The sequence below is a fragment of the Burkholderia sp. MSMB1826 genome (assembly GCF_001526325.1).
GTDB lineage: Bacteria > Pseudomonadota > Gammaproteobacteria > Burkholderiales > Burkholderiaceae > Burkholderia.
Genome location: NZ_LOYN01000018.1, coordinates 104,948 through 123,374, shown reverse-complemented (window position 1 = coordinate 123,374; position 18,427 = coordinate 104,948). Strand labels below are relative to the sequence as shown.

General features: G+C 67.4%; 17 protein-coding genes. 4 read left to right on the top strand and 13 right to left on the bottom strand.

Going from position 1 to position 18,427, the window contains the following annotated elements:
- Positions 1-103 precede the first annotated feature (103 nt).
- Positions 104-1,516, bottom strand: a complete 1,413-nt coding sequence (locus WS95_RS10935) for an 8-oxoguanine deaminase (protein WP_059823799.1) — start codon at positions 1,514-1,516, stop codon at positions 104-106.
- A 518-nt stretch (positions 1,517-2,034) separates the two neighbouring features.
- Here WS95_RS10935 and uraH point away from each other — a divergent pair.
- Together uraH and WS95_RS10925 are read left to right on the top strand one after the other, a co-directional pair.
- Entirely contained in the window at positions 2,035-2,388 is a 354-nt protein-coding gene (uraH, locus tag WS95_RS10930; protein ID WP_027784716.1) for a hydroxyisourate hydrolase, read from the top strand.
- 53 nt (positions 2,389-2,441) lie between these two features.
- Positions 2,442-3,635 carry a urate hydroxylase PuuD gene (locus WS95_RS10925; protein ID WP_034207573.1) on the top strand — a complete coding sequence of 398 codons (1,194 nt, stop codon included), beginning with the start codon at positions 2,442-2,444 and terminating at the stop codon, positions 3,633-3,635.
- A gap of 99 nt (positions 3,636-3,734) precedes the next feature.
- On the opposite strand, the gene WS95_RS10920 is transcribed toward WS95_RS10925, so the two are convergent.
- The 12 genes from WS95_RS10920 to WS95_RS10865 form a co-directional block, all read right to left on the bottom strand.
- Positions 3,735-5,099 carry a hypothetical protein gene (locus WS95_RS10920; RefSeq protein ID WP_059823798.1) on the bottom strand — a complete coding sequence of 455 codons (1,365 nt, stop codon included), beginning with the start codon at positions 5,097-5,099 and terminating at the stop codon, positions 3,735-3,737.
- 201 nt (positions 5,100-5,300) lie between these two features.
- On the bottom strand, positions 5,301-5,813 hold the full coding sequence (locus WS95_RS10915) for an ureidoglycolate lyase (RefSeq protein ID WP_034207574.1): 513 nt from the start codon (positions 5,811-5,813) through the stop codon (positions 5,301-5,303).
- Positions 5,810-6,823, bottom strand: a complete 1,014-nt coding sequence (gene alc, locus WS95_RS10910) for an allantoicase (RefSeq protein WP_059823797.1) — start codon at positions 6,821-6,823, stop codon at positions 5,810-5,812. Before alc ends, WS95_RS10915 begins: the two co-directional genes overlap by 4 nt.
- 73 nt (positions 6,824-6,896) lie before the next feature.
- Positions 6,897-7,418 carry a 2-oxo-4-hydroxy-4-carboxy-5-ureidoimidazoline decarboxylase gene (uraD, locus tag WS95_RS10905; RefSeq protein ID WP_034207576.1) on the bottom strand — a complete coding sequence of 174 codons (522 nt, stop codon included), beginning with the start codon at positions 7,416-7,418 and terminating at the stop codon, positions 6,897-6,899.
- Complete coding sequence (puuE, locus tag WS95_RS10900; protein WP_034207577.1) at positions 7,415-8,368, bottom strand: allantoinase PuuE; 954 nt, start codon at positions 8,366-8,368, stop codon at positions 7,415-7,417. Before puuE ends, uraD begins: the two co-directional genes overlap by 4 nt.
- 161 nt (positions 8,369-8,529) lie before the next feature.
- Positions 8,530-9,321 (bottom strand): aspartate/glutamate racemase family protein, encoded by a 792-nt coding sequence (locus WS95_RS10895; protein ID WP_059823795.1) that lies wholly within the window; start codon positions 9,319-9,321, stop codon positions 8,530-8,532.
- A gap of 10 nt (positions 9,322-9,331) precedes the next feature.
- Positions 9,332-10,816 (bottom strand): NCS1 family nucleobase:cation symporter-1, encoded by a 1,485-nt coding sequence (locus tag WS95_RS10890; RefSeq protein ID WP_059823793.1) that lies wholly within the window; start codon positions 10,814-10,816, stop codon positions 9,332-9,334.
- A 149-nt stretch (positions 10,817-10,965) separates the two neighbouring features.
- Complete coding sequence (locus tag WS95_RS10885; protein ID WP_034207580.1) at positions 10,966-11,670, bottom strand: GntR family transcriptional regulator; 705 nt, start codon at positions 11,668-11,670, stop codon at positions 10,966-10,968.
- A 308-nt stretch (positions 11,671-11,978) separates the two neighbouring features.
- Positions 11,979-12,917 (bottom strand): muramoyltetrapeptide carboxypeptidase, encoded by a 939-nt coding sequence (ldcA, locus tag WS95_RS10880; protein ID WP_034207581.1) that lies wholly within the window; start codon positions 12,915-12,917, stop codon positions 11,979-11,981.
- Positions 12,918-13,018: 101 nt separating this feature from the next.
- Positions 13,019-13,615 (bottom strand): tRNA adenosine(34) deaminase TadA, encoded by a 597-nt coding sequence (tadA, locus tag WS95_RS10875; RefSeq protein ID WP_034207582.1) that lies wholly within the window; start codon positions 13,613-13,615, stop codon positions 13,019-13,021.
- Complete coding sequence (locus WS95_RS10870) at positions 13,612-14,013, bottom strand: DnaJ family domain-containing protein (RefSeq protein ID WP_027784729.1); 402 nt, start codon at positions 14,011-14,013, stop codon at positions 13,612-13,614. The genes tadA and WS95_RS10870 overlap by 4 nt, the downstream gene beginning before the upstream one ends.
- Positions 14,014-14,374: 361 nt before the next feature.
- Positions 14,375-15,598, bottom strand: coding sequence for an MFS transporter (locus tag WS95_RS10865; RefSeq protein WP_034207583.1), 1,224 nt, complete (start codon positions 15,596-15,598; stop codon positions 14,375-14,377).
- Between the two features lie 316 nt (positions 15,599-15,914).
- Between WS95_RS10865 and WS95_RS10860 the strand changes: the two genes are divergently transcribed.
- Both WS95_RS10860 and WS95_RS10855 read left to right on the top strand, forming a co-directional pair.
- Complete coding sequence (locus WS95_RS10860) at positions 15,915-16,685, top strand: GntR family transcriptional regulator (protein ID WP_059823791.1); 771 nt, start codon at positions 15,915-15,917, stop codon at positions 16,683-16,685.
- Positions 16,682-18,421, top strand: coding sequence for a fumarate reductase/succinate dehydrogenase flavoprotein subunit (locus WS95_RS10855; RefSeq protein WP_059823789.1), 1,740 nt, complete (start codon positions 16,682-16,684; stop codon positions 18,419-18,421). Before WS95_RS10860 ends, WS95_RS10855 begins: the two co-directional genes overlap by 4 nt.
- Positions 18,422-18,427 lie beyond the last annotated feature (6 nt).

Here is an 18,427-nt window from a genome sequence, read left to right as displayed (position 1 = left end):
GTCGCACCGTTACGCGGCGGCCCGGTGCGTGGCGCGGCGGGTCGCGGCCGCAACGGCCGCGCGGCTGCTGCGTAGCGTGCGGCGCCACCGCCCCGCCGACGCGTCAGCGCGACGCTTCCACCAGCGCGTGTGCAAGCGCGTTGTGACGCTCGATCACGGGCGGCAGATCGAGCGTCGCGAGCCGCCCTTCCCGCACCACCACCTTGCCGTTCACCACCGTGTACGCCGTCTGCGACGGCGCACAGAACACGAGCGCCGCGACCGGATCGTGCAGCGCGCCCGCGAACAGCGGCTGACGCAGGTCGAACGCGGCGAAGTCCGCGGCCATGCCGGGTTTCAGCGCGCCGATGTCGTCGCGGTTCAACACCTTCGCGCCGCCGAGCGTCGCGATCTCGAGCGCTTCGCGCGCAGTCATCGCGTCGGGTCCAAAGCCGACCCGCTGCAGCAGCAGCGCCTGCCGCACTTCCGCGACCATCTGCGCGCCGTCGTTCGACGCGGAGCCGTCGACGCCGAGGCCGACCGGCACGCCCGCGAGCCGCATCTTCTTCACCGGCGCGATGCCGGACGCGAGCCGCATGTTCGAACATGGGCAGTGCGCGACGCCCGTGCCGGTACGCGCGAACAGCCCGATGCCCGCCTCGTCGAGCTGCACGCAGTGCGCATGCCACACGTCGTGGCCGATCCAGCCGAGATCTTCCGCATATTCGGCGGGCGTCATCCCGAACTTCTCGCGGCTGTACGCGATATCGTTGACGTTCTCCGCGAGGTGCGTGTGCAGCGACACGCCGTACTCGCGCGCGAGCACGGCCGCGTCGCGCATCAGCTCGCGGCTCACCGAGAACGGCGAGCACGGCGCGACCACCACGCGCAGCATCGCGTAGCGGCCTTCGTCGTGATAGGTCTCGATCAGGCGCTGCGCGTCGCGCAGGATGTCGGGTTCGCGCTCGACGACCGAATCGGGCGGCAGTCCGCCGTCGCGCTGGCCGACGCTCATCGCGCCGCGGCTCGCGTGAAAACGCATGCCGATCCGCTGCGCGGCGCCGATGCTGTCGTCGAGCCGGCTGCCGTTCGGGTAGATGTACAGATGGTCGCTCGACGTCGTGCAGCCCGACTGCAGCAGCTCGGCCATCGCGGTGAGCGTCGACACCTCGATCATCTCGGGCGTCAGATGCGCCCAGATCCGGTACAGGCTCGTGAGCCAGCCGAACAGTTCGGCGTTCTGCGCGGCCGGCACCGCGCGCGTGAGGCTCTGGTACATGTGGTGGTGCGTATTCACGAGCCCCGGGATCACGAGGTGGCCGCGCAGGTCGAGCACTTCGTCGGCGGTGTCGGGCAGCTCGGCGGTTGGGCCGACCGCGACGATCCGGTTGTCTTCGATGTAGAGCCCCGCGTCGCGCAGCTCGCGGCGCGTGTCGTCCATGGTCACGAGCACGTCGGCGTGCTTGACCAGCAGGGTCGTCGGGCGGGATGAAGAGGAGTTCGGCGCGCGTGCGCCGGCGTGCTGCTCGAGATTCATGCGTTCTCCGCGTCGGTCTGCCTCCAGGGCTGTCCTGGAGGCGGTCACACAGCCGTTCGAACGCTGAATCGCGGCACTCCCCGGTGCCTGCGTCCGTTCGAACGCCCTGGCCCGGTTACCCGGCGTGCTCGCCGTCTTCGGGGTACGCGCCGGCCACGGGCCGACGCGCACGACGGGAGGATCGCCCAGGCGCGCGCCGCGCACAATACGCGATCCGGAATGCCGCCCCTCAGGGATTCGGTATGGTACGCCGCCGGGCGCCCCGAGGGGTGCCCCGACGGGTGCCCGAAATCCGCGCTCGAAGCCGTTCCGGCGTGCCGTCGACAGCCGCTCATGCGCGGCGCATTATCTTCGATATCGCGCCCGTATTTGCGCGGGGAACCTTTTTACAATGCCTGCACGGCGCTCGCTTCAATCTCGCCGACGGGTATGTAGCCACGTGACGTGGAGCCTCGATCCGCCGCACGGTCAATGGATCGAGTCGCCGCCGAACCTCGCATTCACACAAGGAACAACGAATGGGAAAGCTCACTACCCACGTACTCGATACGGCGCACGGTCGCCCCGGCGCCGCCATCAAGGTGGACCTCTACGCGCTGGACGGCGATTCGCGCCGCGCGATCAAGACCGTGCTGACCAATAGCGACGGCCGCTGCGACGAACCGCTGCTCGAAGGCGCCGCGCTCGCCGCCGGCGAATACGAACTCGTGTTCCATGCCGGCGACTACTTCGCGGCGCTCGGCGTGAAGGTGCCCGAACCCCGCTTCGTCGACCGCGTCGTCCTGCGCTTCGGCATCGCCGACACCGGCTCGCACTACCACGTGCCGCTGCTCGTGTCGCCGTGGTCGTACAGCACCTATCGCGGCAGCTGACAGACGAATCGGCGCCTGCATCAAGACAAACGATCTGAGTCTGGAGGAGTTTCATGGAAGGCTTCATCACCGACTGGCTGAACCTCGCGCTGCGATGGCTGCACGTCATCGTCGCCATCGCGTGGATCGGCGAGTCGTTCTATTTCGTCGCGCTCGACAACAGCCTGAAACCGCCGACCGACCCGAACCAACGCAAGCGCGGCGTGTTCGGCGAGCTGTGGCACGTCCACGGCGGCGGTTTCTACAACATGCAGAAGTACACGGTCGCCCCGCCGGAAATGCCCGACGACCTGCACTGGTCGAAGTGGCCGTCGTACACGACGTGGCTGTCGGGCTTCACGCTGTTCTTCGTGCTGTACCTGCTCGCACCGAACACGTATCTGATCGACAAGAACGTGCTCGACATGGGCCCGGTGGTCGCCGTGGCCTCAGCCCTCGGCTTCCTCGCCGCGGGCTGGATCGTCTACGACTCGCTGTGCCGCATCCTCGGCACCAACGATCGCGTGCTCGGCATCTGCGTCGGCCTGTACGTCGTGATCGCCGCGTACCTCGCGTGCCACATCTTCTCGGGCCGGGCCGCCTACCTGATCGTCGGCGCGATGCTCGCGACGATCATGTCGGCGAACGTGTTCTTCGTGATCATCCCGGGCCAGCGCAAGATGGTCGACAAGATGCTCAAGGGCGAGGAACCGAACCCGATCTACGGCAAGCGCGGCAAGCAGCGTTCGGTGCACAACACGTACTTCACGCTGCCGGTCGTGTTCGCGATGCTGTCGAATCACTATGCGATGACGTACACGAACAAGTTCAACTGGGTCGTGCTCGTGCTGATCATGCTGGCCGGCGCGCTGATTCGTCAGTTCTTCGTGATGCGCCACCGCGGCAAGCAGCTGTGGTACCTGCCGATCGGCGGCGTCGCGCTGCTGTCGGGCGCGCTGGTGTGGACGATGCCGAAGCCGGTCGCCCCGGAAGCGCAAGCGGCCAACGCACCGAAGATCGTGATCAACGACATCATGCCGATCCTGCAGCAGCGCTGCGTCGAGTGCCACTCGTCGAAGCCGACGCTGATGGGCAGCGCGCCCGCGGGCGTGATGTTCGACACGCCGGACGAAGTGTCGAAGAACGCGCAGCGCATCTACGAACAAGCCGTGCGCCTGAAGGCGATGCCGATCGGCAACGTCACGCACATGACCGACGACGAGCGGACGAAGCTCGCCGCGTGGTTCGAGGGCGGCGCCGCGAAGTAAGCACCCGGTTCGACCGCGCCTGAACGACTGGCCCGCTTCGGCGGGCCTGTTTTTTTGTATGCCGCGGGACCGCTCGACGGTGACGTCGAGCCGCGCCAGTCAGCCGGCCGAATAGCGCGGCGCGTAGCTCGCCTTGCGCGCGGCAAGCTGCGTCGCCCGCTCCGCCGGCGTGACGTAGCGCGTCGTCGCCGGCAGCACCGAGCGCAGGTCGGCCAGCTTCACGAGCGTCGCATGCGCGGCAGGCGCCGCGCCGGCCGACGTCGCGGGTAACCCTTGCCAGCGCAGATTCAGAAAGCCTTCGTGGATGCCCACCGTATCCACCCAGTTGTAGACGCCCGGATCGCTCGGCGATACGACGAACGTGAGCGTACCGTCCGGATTCGCGACCGCCTGGCTGTTGTTCAGCGACTGCGTGTGATTCACGTAGTCGGTCGTGATCAGCCAGCGGCCATAGGCGGGCGCGATGAAGTATTTCGCGCCGCCAAGGCTGACCGTCACCACCAACGCTTCGTCGTCGGCGATCCGGAACGCGCTGTAGGTGGCCGCCTGCGTCGACAGCCGCCCGGCCGAGCCGCCCAGCGATACGGCCGGAATCGTATTGACCGGCTGCGCGTTCGCGAGCGCGTTGTAGCTGGCGAACGTGCTGCCGCCGTTGCCGACCTGCGCGGCCAGCGCGGCGATCATCTCGGCCTTGGTCGGCACCGCCACCGACGAAGCGCCGGACACGCGCTCGACCGACAGATCGTCGAATTGCTGCACGCCCCATTCGGCGACGGTATCGCGAATGAAGAACGATGCGGCGACTGCCGGCAACACGACGTGATTGCCGGTACCGTCTCCCGCGCCGGAATCCGCGGTAATCGTGAAGCTGCCGTCCGCACCGACCCGCAGCTGATCGCCGGTCAGGTTCGACAGCGTCGCGTGACGGCTGTCCCACAAGCTGACGTTGCTGTCGACCGGGCCGTCGCGATGCACGTTACCGCGAATCACGTAACGCGCCGTCGGGTCGACCGGAAAGCTGCGATAAATCGTGTCCGGATTGTCGAACGTCGTGCGCGAGCCCGGCACGTCGATGCCGAACCACGTATGCGGCGCGGCGAGTCCGGAGATCACTTTCGGCGCGTTCGGATCACGGTTCGTGATCGCGAGCGCGCTCGACATCGCCGATTCGTCGACGGCCGTCTGCAGATAGGCGAGCGACTCGTCCGGCACGCCGCCCACCGCCTGGGCCGCGGCCAGCCATTGCGCCTTCAGCGCAGCCTTCGCCTGCACGACCGCGGGCGCGGCCACCAGTTCGAGCGCGAGTTTCTCCGCCGCGATCTGATCGGGCGTGGCAAGCGGGTTCGCGCTACGGGCCGCGCTCGTGCCGGTACTGGCGACGATGCCGCCGTCGCTACCGCCGCATGCGGCGAGCGCCAGCACGGCCGCCGCCACTGCCGCGGCGATCGGGAGTCTTCCGTTCATATCGGGATGTTCGTGGGAGGAGGTTCGAGGATTCGGAACGCATCGGCCCGCCGGGCCGACAAAGCGGTCAAGATACCGGGCTCCCGTGCCGCGACGAACCAACGATATGGAATATGCAAAGTCCTCGCGCGACAACCGTGCAGCGAAATGAAAAAAGCCCGCGCATCGTGCGCGGGCTTCCCGAGTAACGCCGCCGTCGGTTCAGGCCGTCACCGCATCCAGTGCATCCTCGGTGAGCCACAGCGACTCCTGCAGATCCTGCTCGTTCAGGTTCACCCCGTCGCCGCCGCGATCGACGACGATGAAATCGCTCACGCCGCCCAACGCGATCAGCGGGTGATGCCATACGCCCTTCGCGTAGTTGACGCCCTGCCAGCCGCTCGTCACGAATGCGCGGATCTTCGCCGGATCGAGTTCGCCCGCGGGCGCGACGACGACGAGATACGGCTGGTCGTTCAGCGGCACGAACGCCTGGCTGCCGAGCGGATGGCGCTCGAGCATCTTCACCTCGAACGGCAGCGTGCGCGGCTGGCCGCGGAACAGGTTGACGAGCGTGCGACCGCCTTCATCGGTCACGTCGACTTTCGCGAGATCGTGAAAGCGGATCGTCGTGCCGAGGTTGATCGGGATCTGCTTGGCCCCTTCCGTTTCGATCACGTCGCCGAACGGCGCGAATGCTTCCTTGGTCAGCGGTTCGATGGCAAGCGTCTTCATTTGTCGAGCGTCCCCCACAGTCGCAGGCGCGACACGCCGCCGTCCGGAATGATGTTCAGCCGCACGTGCGTGACGGGGCCGAGCGACGCGACGTCGTGTTCGAAGTAGTGCTGCTTGTCCATCTGCAGCTTCTGCTCGCCGAGCAGCACCGGCCAGAACATCGACTGCGTGATCAACGAGCTGTCCGTGCCGCCCGACACGTAGGCGGCCTGGATCGAGCAGCGATCCGGGTAGTTGCCCTTGAAGAACGCGGTATCGACTTCGATCTTGCGGATCACGCCCGGGTGCGCGAGCGCGATGATCGCCCAGTCGTTGCCCGGTTCGCGGCGGCGGCGGGTTTCCCAGCCGTCGCCCATGTTCACGCCGCGGCCCGGCAGCAGCAGATTCGACGCGACGCCGAAGTGCTGGTTGTTCGCCGCCACCACGTAACCGCCGTTTTCCATCGCCGCGAGGTCGAACTGCTCGGTCGCGCTCGCACCGGCCCAGTCGAGCTGCGGCTGGCCGTACACGCGCAGGCGCGCGATGCCGCCGTCCGGGTAGATGTTCACGCGCAGGTGCGTGAACGCGCGCGCGTCGCTCGCTTCGACGTAGTGATGGCTGTTGCCTTGCAGCGTGGTCGACGCGACGATCTCGACCCACTCGGTCGCGTGCGTCGGCGCGCCGTCGGCCACGAACGCGGCCTCGATCGACGCAGCCGGCGGGAAGTTGCCGGTGAAGTGGCTCGTGTCGATGTCGAAGCCCTTGATCACGCCGGGGCGCGCGAGCTTGACGATGCACCAGTCGTAGCCGGTCGTGCGCTTGCGGCGCGTCTCCCAGCCGTCCATCCACTTGCCGTGGTCGTCGTACTTGCCGGGGATGAAGACAGCCGGCTCGGGGTTCAGCATCCGGTCCTTCGGCGCGAAGAAATCGTCGCTGGCCTCGAGCGCCTGCGCACCGAGACGCGGGTCGGCAAGATTCACGTAGCGCCGCGTGAAATCGGGTGCGTTCGGATCGAGAAGCGGAACAGCCATGATGTTTCCTTGTTTCAGTGAGGCGATCGGGCCGCTGCGACGCAGCAGGCCGTTGCGGTGTCGGGCGGCGGTGTCAGGCGTCGATCAGGTCGTCGAGGCGAAAGCGCGCGATCCGGTAGATCTGGTCGAGGCTCGCGCGCAGCTCCTCGGCGCGCGAATGATTCACGCGCGACTCGAAGTTCGCGATGATGCCGTGGCGGTCGTAGCCACGCACCGCGAGGATGAACGGGAAGCCGAACTTCTCGCGATACGTGCGGTTCAGCGTCAGCAGCTTGTCGAATTCTTCCTGTGTGCACTGGTCGAGGCCCGCGCCACTTTGCTCGCGGGTCGACTCGGCGGTCAGTTCGCCGCGCACGGCGGCCTTGCCGGCCAGCTCCGGGTGGGCGTTGATCAGCGCGAGCTGGCGCGCTTCGCCGCTGGTTTCCACCGCATCCGACATCGTCTTGTGCAGCGCGTCGATGCTCGCGAACGGCCGCTCGCCCGCGGCGACCTCGGCCACCCACGGCGAATGTTCGAAAATCCCCGACAACGCCGCGACGAATGCGCTCGGCGCCATCGTGTTCAGTTGTTCCAACGTGTAGCGCATCGCCTTCATGCTTTCCCTTCGTTTCGATGATTGGGCTGATACGGATGATGTTCACGCCAGTGACGCGCGATATCGACACGGCGCGTCACCCATACGCGATCGTGCTTCTCGATGTGATCGAGGAAACGCTGCAGCCCGCGGAACCGGCCCGGCCGGCCGAGCAGTCGGCAGTGCATGCCGATCGACAGCATCTTCGGCGCCTCGTCGCCCTCCGCGTACAGAACGTCGAATGCGTCGCGCAGGTAGTGGAAGAAGTGATCGCCGGTGTTGAAGCCCTGCGGCGTCGCGAAACGCATGTCGTTCGTGTCCAGCGTGTACGGCACGATCAGTTGCGGCGACGTGCGCCCGCCCGACACCTCGACGTCCATCCAGAACGGCAGGTCGTCGCCGTAGTTGTCGGAGTCGTACAGGAAGCCGCCGTATTCGGCGACCAGGCGGTGCGTGTTCGGGCTGTCGCGGCCGGTATACCAGCCGAGCGGGCGCTCGCCCGTCACGCGCTCGATCGCTTCCATCCCGAGGCGCATGTGTTCGGCTTCGAGTTCCGGCGTCATGCTCTGGTAGTGAATCCAGCGCCAGCCGTGGCACGCGATTTCATGGCCGAGCTCGACGAACGCGCGCGCGAGCTCCGGATGACGCTCGATCGCCATGCCGACGCCGAATACCGTCAGCGGCAGCCCGCGCTTCTCGAATTCGCGCAGGATGCGCCACACGCCGGCCCGCGACCCGTATTCGTAGATCGACTCCATGCTCATGTGGCGGTCCGGATACGCGGCCGCGCCGACGATTTCGGACAGGAACTGCTCGGAGCCCGGATCGCCGTGCAGCACGCAGTTCTCGCCGCCCTCCTCGTAATTCAGCACGAATTGCACGGCGACGCGGGCGCGCCCCGGCCAGTTCGCCTGAACGGGATGGCGGCCGTAGCCGATCAGGTCGCGAGGATAGTTGGGATCGAGTGACATGGTTCGAAAGGCAACGAAAGCGGGCCGAGTGAGCAGGCTGAAATATAGGGTTCGCATCGACTGCGCGGCGCCCGGAGGCGGGCCGCACCAGCCGATGCGACGACGGCCCAGTGTAGCGAAAACGTTCATACGCGCCCATACAGCGGCGCAGATAGTGCATGTCAGACGGTGTGTATGTGCGGGTGCGGCAAATCCGCGACCGGTTCCGCCGCCTCCCCGTCCGGCGGGCTGAAGCGGGCGAAAGCACCGTCGTAGCGCTTCGGCAGCGGCCGCGCGTAGTCGCCGCGCTTCGCGGTCGCGAGGCGCAACGCGACGAGCGCCTCGGCCCACTTGACGGCCGCCGTGACGCCCTCGACCACCGGCGCACCGATCTGCTGCTCGATCTCGTGCGCGAATTCGGCCATCCCCGCGCAGCCGAGCACGATCGCGTCGGCGCCGTCCTCGTCCAGCGCGCGCCGGCATTCGTCGACGATGATCCGGCGCGCGGCCGAGCCGGGCCGGTCGAGTTCGAGCACCGCGACGTCGGTCGCGCGCACGTTGCGGCAGAACCGCTTCATCCCGTAGCGCTCCGCGAGGTGCCACGCCATCCCGCAGGTGCGCGCGAGCGTCGTGACGACCGAGAAGCCCGGCGCGAGCACGCTCGCCGCATGCATCGCGGCCTCGGCGATGCCGATCACCGGCCCGCGCGCGAGCTCGCGCGCCGCATACAGGCCCGGATCGCCGAAACATGCGATCACGTACGCGTCGCAGCCGTCGCGCTCGCCCTGCGCGATCTCGGCGAGCAACCCCGGCGTCGCGAGCGCCTCGTCGTAATACCCTTCGATCGACGGCGGCCCCATCGGCGGACTCACGGCCACGACCTCCGTGCCGGCGGCCGCGACCTCGCGCGCGCAGCGGCCCATCGCGTCGGTCATCCGCTGCGTCGTATTCGGATTGATCAGTCGGATCTTCATCGCAGGCTCCTTACGCCTTCGCGCCTGCAAGCAGCCGGTAGAACCCGAAGCCGAGCCCCGCGCCGATGAACCACGAGAAATTCGCGACGCCCTGCCAGCCCGGCACCATCACGCACACGACCGCGATCACCGCGGCCGGCAGCAGTGCGGCGAGCGCGCGGCGGTTCACGCCGCCCGTGTACCAGTACGCGCCGCTTTCCGACATCGTGTACAGGTCGTCGCGCACGAGGCGGCCGCGCTTGACGAGGTAGAAGTCGGCGATCAGCACGCCGTACAGCGGGCCGATGAACGCGCCGAGCACGTCGAGCGTGTAATGGATCACCGCCGGGTTGTTGAACAGGTTCCACGGCGTGATGAAGATCGACGCGACGGCGGCGAGCATCCCGCCCGCGCGCCAGCTGATCAGGCGCGGCGCGACGTTCGAGAAATCGAACGCGGGCGACACGAAGTTCGCGACGATGTTGATGCCGATCGTCGCGATCGTGAACGTCAGCGCGCCGAGGATCACCGCGGTCGGATGGTCGATGCGGCCGACCGTCTCGACCGGGTCGGTGATCAGTTCGCCGAACACCGGCAGCGTCGCGGCGGTGGTAATCACCGTGACGAGCGAGAACGCGAGGAAGTTGACGGGCAGCCCCCAGAAATTGCCGCGCTTCACGTCGCCGAACGAGCGGCAGTAGCGCGAGAAGTCGCCGAAGTTGAGCATCGGCCCGGAGAAGTACGACACGACGAGCGACACGGCGGTGATCATCACCGGAATCACTTCCGCGCCGTGATACTTGACGCCGCCGAGGTTGATGCCGATGTTGCGCCAGCCCGCGCGCCACACCATGTAGCCGGCCAGGATGAACATCACGACATAGACGGCCGGGCCCGCGAAGTCGATGAACTTCTTGATCGTCTCCATCCCGTTCCAGAACACGAACGCCTGGAGCACCCACAGCAGCATGAAGCCGGCCCAGCCGACCGCCGACAGCCCGAGGAAGCCGTAGCGATGGACGTCCGCATACGGCAGCCACTGCGGAAAGAATTTCAGCACGACGATCACGAGCGCGCTCGACGCGAGATAGGTCTGGATGCCGTACCACGCGATCGCGATCAGCCCGCGGATCACGGCCGGCACGTTCGCGCCGAGCACGCCGAAGGTCGCGCGGCACGCGACCGGATACGGCACGCCGATCTGCTGGCTCGGCCGCGCGATGAGGTTGCACAGCGCGTTCACGAGACCGATGCCGACGATCAGCGCGATCAGCACCTGCCAGCTCGTCAGCCCGAGCGCGAACAGACTGCCCGCGAACACGTAGCCGCCGACGCTGTGCACGTCCGACATCCAGAACGCGAAGATGTTGTACGCGCCCCATGTCTGATTTCTAAGGGGTGCCAAATCTTCGTTGTACAGACGTTCGCTGTAACCGTCCGGCAATGCCGGACCGCCGCCCTCGCCGCCTTCTTCCGCCGGATAGGCGCTGTCGTGCGCCACACTGAATTGAGCCATGACTTCTCCTTGACACGGCCGGCCGGCCGCTCCACCGTCATCGATATCGCTCCGGATCGTCGCCCGGAGTCGGACCAGCGGCCCGCGGCAAACCCCGCAGGCCTGCATTGCTCTCGTCGTGTGGCGCGCGGCCGGGTTCGCGTCGCCGCTCAGGCGCCGCCGAACACTTCGCGCAAATCGACCTGCCCTTGCGCGGGCCGGTCCAGCATCTTCAGTTCGACATGCTGCAGGTGGCGCGCCATCAGCGTCACCGCCTGCTTCGGATCGCCCGCCTCCAGTGCGGCGAGGATCTCGTCGTGGTCGTCGCACGAGCACGGGCTGCGCCCGTGCGATTCGTACAGCGCCGACATCAGCGTCGAGCGTGCGACGAGCCCTTCGAGGCACTCGCTGAGCGTCGCATTGCCCATCAGCGTCGCGAGCGCCGTATGGAATTCGCCCGACAGCCGGATCCACGCCGCGAAGTCGTGCCGCTCGAACGCCTTGCGTTCCTTGTCGATCAGCGCCGCGACGCCCTTCAGCCGCTTGGCGCCGGGGCCGGTCGCGAGCCGCTCGACCACGGCCAGCTCGATGATCCGGCGCATCTCGAACACTTCGTGCACGTCCTGCAGCGACGGGCTCGCGACGAACGCGCCGCGGTTCGGCTCGAGGTCGACCAGTTTGTCGGTCGCGAGCTGCGCGAGCGCCTGGCGGATCGTCCCGCGCTTCACGCCGAACACCTCGCAGAGCTGCGCCTCCGTCAGCTTCGCGCCGGGCGCGAGCCGATGCTCGAGGATCGCGGTGCGGATGCGCTCGGCGATCGCTTCGGGACCGGCTGCGCCGGACGGATGGGAATCGGGCTCGTTCATGATCTGCATCGTGTGATGGTCCTCATCCTAGGATGGACATAAAGATTGTCAACAATTCTTTTGCGAGATTTCGCACGATCGGCGTGCGTCGGCGCGTCTCCATTCGGTGCAACGCGCACGAAATCCATGCACGACAAGCCTGTCAGGCAATACGGAGGTCCTTCTCGTCGTATACCCTCCCGACCATTTTGTTGACAAAAACGGTGCAAAATCAAACGTGGATCGTGTGGACGTCGACGAAAAATATTGACCGTTAGTTGCACACTTACATAAAGAAAAAGGCGGGGAAACCCGCCTTTCGTTCGATCGCGCCGGCATCAGCCGAGATGCGGATAGTCCGACAGCGTCAGCCGGAACCCGTGCGCATTCGCGACCAGTTGCGCCTGCGCGCCGAACGGCAGCGTCAACAGGTCGGGCACATGGCCGAACTGGAGCCCCGTGACGACCGGAATCCCGACCACCGCGCGCACCTGGTCGATCATCGCCTGCATGTCGTAGCCGTTGTCGTACTCGAACGGCCGCGCACCGGTGAACTGGCCGAGCACAAGCGCCTGCTGGCGCGCGAGCAGCCCCGACAGGTGCAGTTGATAGATCATCCGCTCGATCCGGAACGGCTGCTCGTTGACGTCTTCGATGAACAGGATGCCGCCCTCGATGTCGGGCATGTACGGCGTGCCGACCAGCGACGTGAGGATCGCGAGGTTGCCGCCCCACAGCGTGCCCGTCACGTTCACCGTCTGCACCTGCGGTGCGTCGGCGACGATCGTCGTGCTCGGCTGCGTCAGCGTCTGCCAGAAATGCTGCATCGTGAAGTCGCTCGGCGTTTCCGCGCCGAAATCGGCCGACAGCATCGGGCCGCCGAACGTCTTGATGCGCGCCTTCGCGTACAGCGCCAGCTGGATCGCCGTGAAGTCGCTGTGACCGACGAGCGCGATCGGCTGGTCGCGCAGCCGGCGCTCGAGCCCGCGATAGTCGAGCCCGTGCAGGATGCGCGCGGCGCCGTAGCCGCCGCGCACCGCGAGCGCGATGTCCGGCAGCGGCCGCTCGGGATCGGCGAGGCGGTTCAGATCGCTCGCCCGCTCGCCGTCGGTGCCGCCGAAACGCTGGAAGCGCCGCTGCGTCGCCTCGATGTTCTCGATGCGTTGCTGTGCGCTGCTGAGGCGCTCGAGCGCGCGGTTGATCGCGTCGGGGTCGTGCGGATAGCCGGACGGCGCCAGCAGGCGGATGGTGTAGGACGCGGCGGGCTGGAAGGACATGGCGAAAGGTGTCGGGATCGTCAAACCTGCTTAGAGGGTCCGAACCGTGTCCGGTTCACGAAAACCGTGCACGCCCGCCACGACGGGCGCGACGGCGGCGCCTATGACGCGCCCGATTCGGCGTCGCGGGCGAGCCGCGCTTCGCGCAGCGCGCGACGGCGCTCGGCGAAGAACGACTTCAGCGCGGCGCCGCACTCGTCGGCGAGCACGCCGCCGATCACTTCGGTGTGGTGGTTGAGCTGCGGATTCGCGAATGCGTCGATCACGCTGCCGCACGCGCCCGTCTTCGGATCGGCCGCGCCATAGACGACCCGCGCGATGCGCGCATGCATGATCGCGCCCGCGCACATCAGGCACGGTTCGAGCGTCACATACAGCTCGCAGCCGGGCATCCGGTAATTGCGCAGTTGCTGCGCGGCCATGCGCAGCGCGGCCATTTCGGCATGCGCGGACGGATCGTGCCCGCCGATCGGATGGTTGAAGCCGCGCGCGATCACTTCGTCGCCGCGCACGAGCACCGCGCCGACCGGCACTTCGCCGGCCGCGCGCGCCTCTTCGGCGGCGGCCTGCGCCAGACGCATGAAATGCAGGTCGCGCGCCGATACGGGCGCGGCTTCGTGAACGGGAGAATCGGCGGCGGGGTCAGCGGCCGCGGCGGCTGCCGAACGGGCTGCGTCGTGCAGCGCGTCGGACGTCACATCGTCCCCGCTTCGGCGGGCGCGTCGTCGAGCCCGCGCTCGCACAGGCGTTCCGCGATGCGCCGGCAGTAGTCGCGCGGCATCACCATCGGGCCGCCGCGCAGCGATTCGAGCGCCATGTCGAGCGCGAGGATCTTCGCCTGCAGCCGGCAGCGCGCGGCGCGGTCGCTGACGGCCTGCACTTCGTCGTGCAGGTTGCGCAGCGCGCGCAGTTGCTCGACGGCCGGCGGCACGAAGCCCGCGTTCTTCAGGATACGGTTGGCCACCCGCACCTCCTCGGGCACGAGCAGGTCGTCATCCAGCGCCTGCGGCGCGCCGGTACCCGGCAAATCGTCAAACTCGCCCCGCGCGGCGGCGGCGGCAATACGTTGTTCGACCAGGGCGTCAAGCAATCTCATCAGTCAATCGGAACAATGCGGCAGGCCGAATTCTAGCAGGGTGACGCCGGTATGACAGGCCCTTCGAATATATGCTCGATATTGCGTTTTTTAGGGACCGAATCGCAGCGCATGCGCGCCGATCGCCGTCACTTGCCGCTGTGCTGCGCCGCAGCAGGCCGAGCGCGGTGCGGACGCTTCCGGACGGCGGCAATGGCCTACCCATTTTTTTACCCACGACGATCCCGCAGCCCACCGCCGCCCCGACGAAAATGCCGGCCGCCTGCTCGCCTCCCCGCCTTCGCCTCCCCGCCTTCGCCTCCCCGCCTTCGACGCCCCGCCTTTGCCGCCCCGCCTTTGCCGCCCCGCCTTTGCCGCCCGATTACGCCGCTACCGTTTCCGGCCGCGCTTTCGCGAACGGGCGGAACATCGTCGCGATCAGGAACGCGCCGACCCCGATCGCGAACGATCCGAGGTACAGCCAGCCGTAGCTGCCGAGCGCGTCGACGATCAGCCCGCCCGCGACCGGGCCCGCGGCCATCCCGAGGCTGCCGGCCATCGCGCAGCCGCCGATCACGGTGCCCATCATCCGCAGCGGGAAATTCTCGCGCGCGAGCACCGAATAGAGCGGCATCACGCCCGCATAGACGAAACCGAACAGCGTCGCGACCGCGTAGAAGCCGTCGAGCGAGCGCACGAAGTAATAGCCGAGCGCGCCGAACGCCTGCGCGAGCAATCCCGCCGCCAGCATGCGCTTCGCGCCGAGGCGATCGCCGAGTATCCCGAACGCGATCCGCCCGCCCATGCCCGCGAGCCCTTCCACGCTGTAGATCGACACCGCGACGATCAGCGGAATCCCGCAGGTCACCGCGTAGCTGACCGTGTGGAAGATCGGGCCCGAATGCGTCGCGCAGCAGAAGAAATTGGTCAGCAGCAATACCGCGAACTGCGGCGAGCGCAGCGCATCCGCGACCGACATCGCGGCGGGCGCGCCGGCGGACGCTGGCGCGGGCGCCGCGTGCGCGGCTGCAGCGTCGAGCGCCGGCGCCCGGCGCACCAGCAGCGACACCGGAATCATCACGACGGCCGCCAGCACGGCAATCAGCAGCATCGACGTGCGCCAGTCGCGCACCGACACGAGCCATGCGGCCAGCGGCGCCATCGTCATCGGCGCCATCCCCATGCCGGCCGACACGAGCGATACCGCGAGGCTGCGGTGCGTGTCGAACCAGCCGGTCACGCACGCCATCATCGGCGCGAATATCGCGGCCGTCGCGCTGCCGACGGCCAGCCCGAAGCTCAGCTGGAACACGAGCAGCGACGGCGCGCGGCTCGCGAGCGCCAGGCTCGCCGACAGCAGCACGGCGCCCGCGACGACGACCGGCCGCGTGCCGACGCGGTCCGACAGGCTGCCCCACGCCATGCTCGCAAACGCCATCGCGATGAAGCCGAGCGTCATCGCGGCGGAAATGCCGGTCATCGACCAGCCCGTCTCGCGCGCGATGGAGCGCAGGAACACCGGTAACGAAAACATCGCGCCGATCGCGACGCAGCCCATCAGGCCGCCCGCGGCGACGATCACCCAGCGGTATCGGGAATCCGGCATGTGGCGTGTCATCGGGTATCTCCTCGTTCGTTGCGCCATTCGCGGCAACCGGGTGTCCGCTGCATGGCGCGGCGCGCGGCCCGGTCGGTATCGATACGACGAACGACGCATCGGGAAATCGACACGCGCGGCGCATGATCTGCGGATTTTTTATCATCGGCGCTCCCGCGCCGATCGCAAGGGTCGGATCGTCCGGTCGCCCCGCCGCCTGCCGCCCCGCTTTTCCGCAACGGGAAATTCGAAAGCAGAAATGGTTGGTTGGGGCGCGCACGTGCGCTGGCTACACTCGCCCCATCTTGTCATAACAAGTCGACCGATGACGCCACCCAACGTCGTGCCGCTGTCCGCGGCCCCGCTCTACGTGCAGATCAAGGACACGCTGCGCGCGCGCATTCTCGACGGCACCTATGCGCCGCACAGCCGGATGCCGTCCGAGCACGAACTCTGCGCGACGTTCGACGTCAGCCGCATCACGGTGCGCCAGGCGCTCGGCGACCTGCAGAAGGAAGGTCTGCTGTTCAAGCTGCACGGCAAGGGCACGTTCGTGTCGAAGCCGAAGGCCTTCCAGAACGTGACGTCGCTGCAGGGGTTCGCGGAGGCGATGTCGTCGATGGGCTACGAAATCGTCAATCAGTTGCGCGGCCTGCGCACCGTGAAGGCCAATCGCCATCTCGCGACGAAGCTGAACGTGCCCGAGGGCGCACCGCTCGTCGAGATCCATCGCGTGCGGCTGCTGAACCGCGAACCCGTGTCGCTCGAACAGACCTGGGTGCCCGAGGCGCTCGGCAAGCGCCTCGCCGGCGCCGATCTCGCGACCCGCGACATCTTCCTGATCCTGGAGAACGACTGCGGCATTGCGCTCGGCCATGCCGACGTGTCGATCGACGCGATCCTCGCCGACGACGAAATCGTCGACGCGCTGCACGTCGAGGAAAGCAGCCCCGTGCTGCGTATCGAGCGCCTCACGCACGATGCGTCCGGTGCGCCGATCGACTACGAAACCCTCTACTTCCGCGGCGACGCCTTCCAGTACCGGCTGCGCGTCGACCGGCAGAAGGCACGCAAACCCGCAAGGAACCCGCGATGAATACCCATGTGCACGAATACGACGTCGTCGTGGTCGGCGGCGGCACGGCCGGCCCGATGGCCGCCATCAAGGCGAAGGAGCGCGATCCGTCCCTGCGCGTGCTGCTGCTCGAGAAGGCCCACGTGAAACGCAGCGGCGCGATCTCGATGGGGATGGACGGCCTGAACAACGCGGTGATCCCCGGTCATGCGACGCCCGAGCAGTACACGCGCGAGATCACGATCGCCAACGACGGAATCGTCGACCAGGAAGCCGTGTACGCGTACGCCGCGCACAGCTTCACGACGATCGAGCAGCTCGATCGCTGGGGCGTGAAGTTCGAGAAGGACGGCACCGGCGACTACGCGGTGAAGAAGGTCCATCACATGGGCTCGTACGTGCTGCCGATGCCGGAGGGCCACGACATCAAGAAGGTGCTGTACCGGCAACTGAAGCGCGCACGCATCGCGATCACGAACCGGATCGTCGCGACGCGCGTGCTGACCGACGCGCAGGGCCGCGCGAGCGGCGTGCTCGGCTTCGACTGCCGCACCGCCGAATTCCACGTGATCCGCGCGAAGGCCGTGATCCTCTGCTGCGGCGCGGCCGGCCGCCTCGGTCTGCCGGCATCGGGCTACCTGATGGGCACGTACGAGAACCCGACCAACGCGGGCGACGGCTACGCGATGGCCTATCACGCGGGCGCGGCGCTCGCGAACCTCGAATGCTTCCAGATCAATCCGTTGATCAAGGATTACAACGGCCCGGCCTGCGCGTACGTGACCGGCCCACTCGGCGGCTTCACCGCGAACGGCAAGGGCGAACGCTTCATCGAATGCGACTACTGGAGCGGCCAGATGATGTGGGAGTTCTACCAGGAACTGCAGAGCGGCAACGGCCCCGTGTTCCTGAAGCTCGACCATCTCGCGGAAGAAACGATCCGGACCATCGAGCAGATCCTGCATACGAACGAACGGCCGAGCCGCGGCCGTTTCCATGCGGGGCGCGGCACCGACTACCGCAGCCAGATGGTCGAGATGCACATCTCGGAGATCGGCTTCTGCAGCGGCCACAGCGCATCGGGCGTATATGTGAATGCGCGCGCGGAGACGACCGTGCCGGGGCTGTACGCGGCCGGCGACATGGCGGCCGTTCCGCACAACTACATGCTCGGCGCATTCACGTACGGCTGGTTCGCCGGGCAAAATGCGGCCGACTACGCGGCCGGCCGCGAACACGCGCCGGTGGACGACCGACAGGTCGACGCCGAGCGTTCGCGCGTGCTCGCGCCGTTGCTGCGCGAGCGCGGCCTGGCGCCGGCGCAGGTCGAGTACAAGCTGCGCCGCATGGTGAACGACTATCTGCAACCGCCGAAGGTGACGCGCAAGATGGAAATCGGGCTGCAACGTTTTGACGGAATTACTGAGGATATCGAAGAAATCAAGGCCGATAACCCGCACGAACTGATGCGCGCGGCCGAAGTGCGCGCGATCCGCGACTGCGCGGAAATGGCCGCACGCGCATCGCTGTTCCGCACCGAGAGCCGCTGGGGGCTGTACCACCATCGCGTCGATTTCCCGCACCGCAACGACGCCGAATGGTTCTGCCATACGTGGCTGCGCAAGGATGCCGCGGGCGCGATGTGCAGCGAGAAGCGGCCGGTCGAACCGTACGTCGTGCCGCTTGCCGACGACGAACGCGGCGCCTACGCGCAGTTGCGCATCCGCGAACCGGCCGCCCTCGCGGCCGCTCTTTGAGGAACC

Bases quoted from the DNA above. Each gene is read 5' to 3' on its own strand.
- WS95_RS10935 (WP_059823799.1), bottom strand. From the start codon at position 1,516: ATGAATCTCGAGCAGCACGCCGGCGCACGCGCGCCGAACTCCTCTTCA.
- uraH (WP_027784716.1), top strand. From the start codon at position 2,035: ATGGGAAAGCTCACTACCCACGTACTCGATACGGCGCACGGTCGCCCC.
- WS95_RS10925 (WP_034207573.1), top strand. From the start codon at position 2,442: ATGGAAGGCTTCATCACCGACTGGCTGAACCTCGCGCTGCGATGGCTG.
- WS95_RS10920 (WP_059823798.1), bottom strand. From the start codon at position 5,099: ATGAACGGAAGACTCCCGATCGCCGCGGCAGTGGCGGCGGCCGTGCTG.
- WS95_RS10915 (WP_034207574.1), bottom strand. From the start codon at position 5,813: ATGAAGACGCTTGCCATCGAACCGCTGACCAAGGAAGCATTCGCGCCG.
- alc (WP_059823797.1), bottom strand. From the start codon at position 6,823: ATGGCTGTTCCGCTTCTCGATCCGAACGCACCCGATTTCACGCGGCGC.
- uraD (WP_034207576.1), bottom strand. From the start codon at position 7,418: ATGAAGGCGATGCGCTACACGTTGGAACAACTGAACACGATGGCGCCG.
- puuE (WP_034207577.1), bottom strand. From the start codon at position 8,368: ATGTCACTCGATCCCAACTATCCTCGCGACCTGATCGGCTACGGCCGC.
- WS95_RS10895 (WP_059823795.1), bottom strand. From the start codon at position 9,321: ATGAAGATCCGACTGATCAATCCGAATACGACGCAGCGGATGACCGAC.
- WS95_RS10890 (WP_059823793.1), bottom strand. From the start codon at position 10,816: ATGGCTCAATTCAGTGTGGCGCACGACAGCGCCTATCCGGCGGAAGAA.
- WS95_RS10885 (WP_034207580.1), bottom strand. From the start codon at position 11,670: ATGCAGATCATGAACGAGCCCGATTCCCATCCGTCCGGCGCAGCCGGT.
- ldcA (WP_034207581.1), bottom strand. From the start codon at position 12,917: ATGTCCTTCCAGCCCGCCGCGTCCTACACCATCCGCCTGCTGGCGCCG.
- WS95_RS10870 (WP_027784729.1), bottom strand. From the start codon at position 14,013: ATGAGATTGCTTGACGCCCTGGTCGAACAACGTATTGCCGCCGCCGCC.
- WS95_RS10865 (WP_034207583.1), bottom strand. From the start codon at position 15,598: ATGCCGGATTCCCGATACCGCTGGGTGATCGTCGCCGCGGGCGGCCTG.
- WS95_RS10860 (WP_059823791.1), top strand. From the start codon at position 15,915: ATGACGCCACCCAACGTCGTGCCGCTGTCCGCGGCCCCGCTCTACGTG.
- WS95_RS10855 (WP_059823789.1), top strand. From the start codon at position 16,682: ATGAATACCCATGTGCACGAATACGACGTCGTCGTGGTCGGCGGCGGC.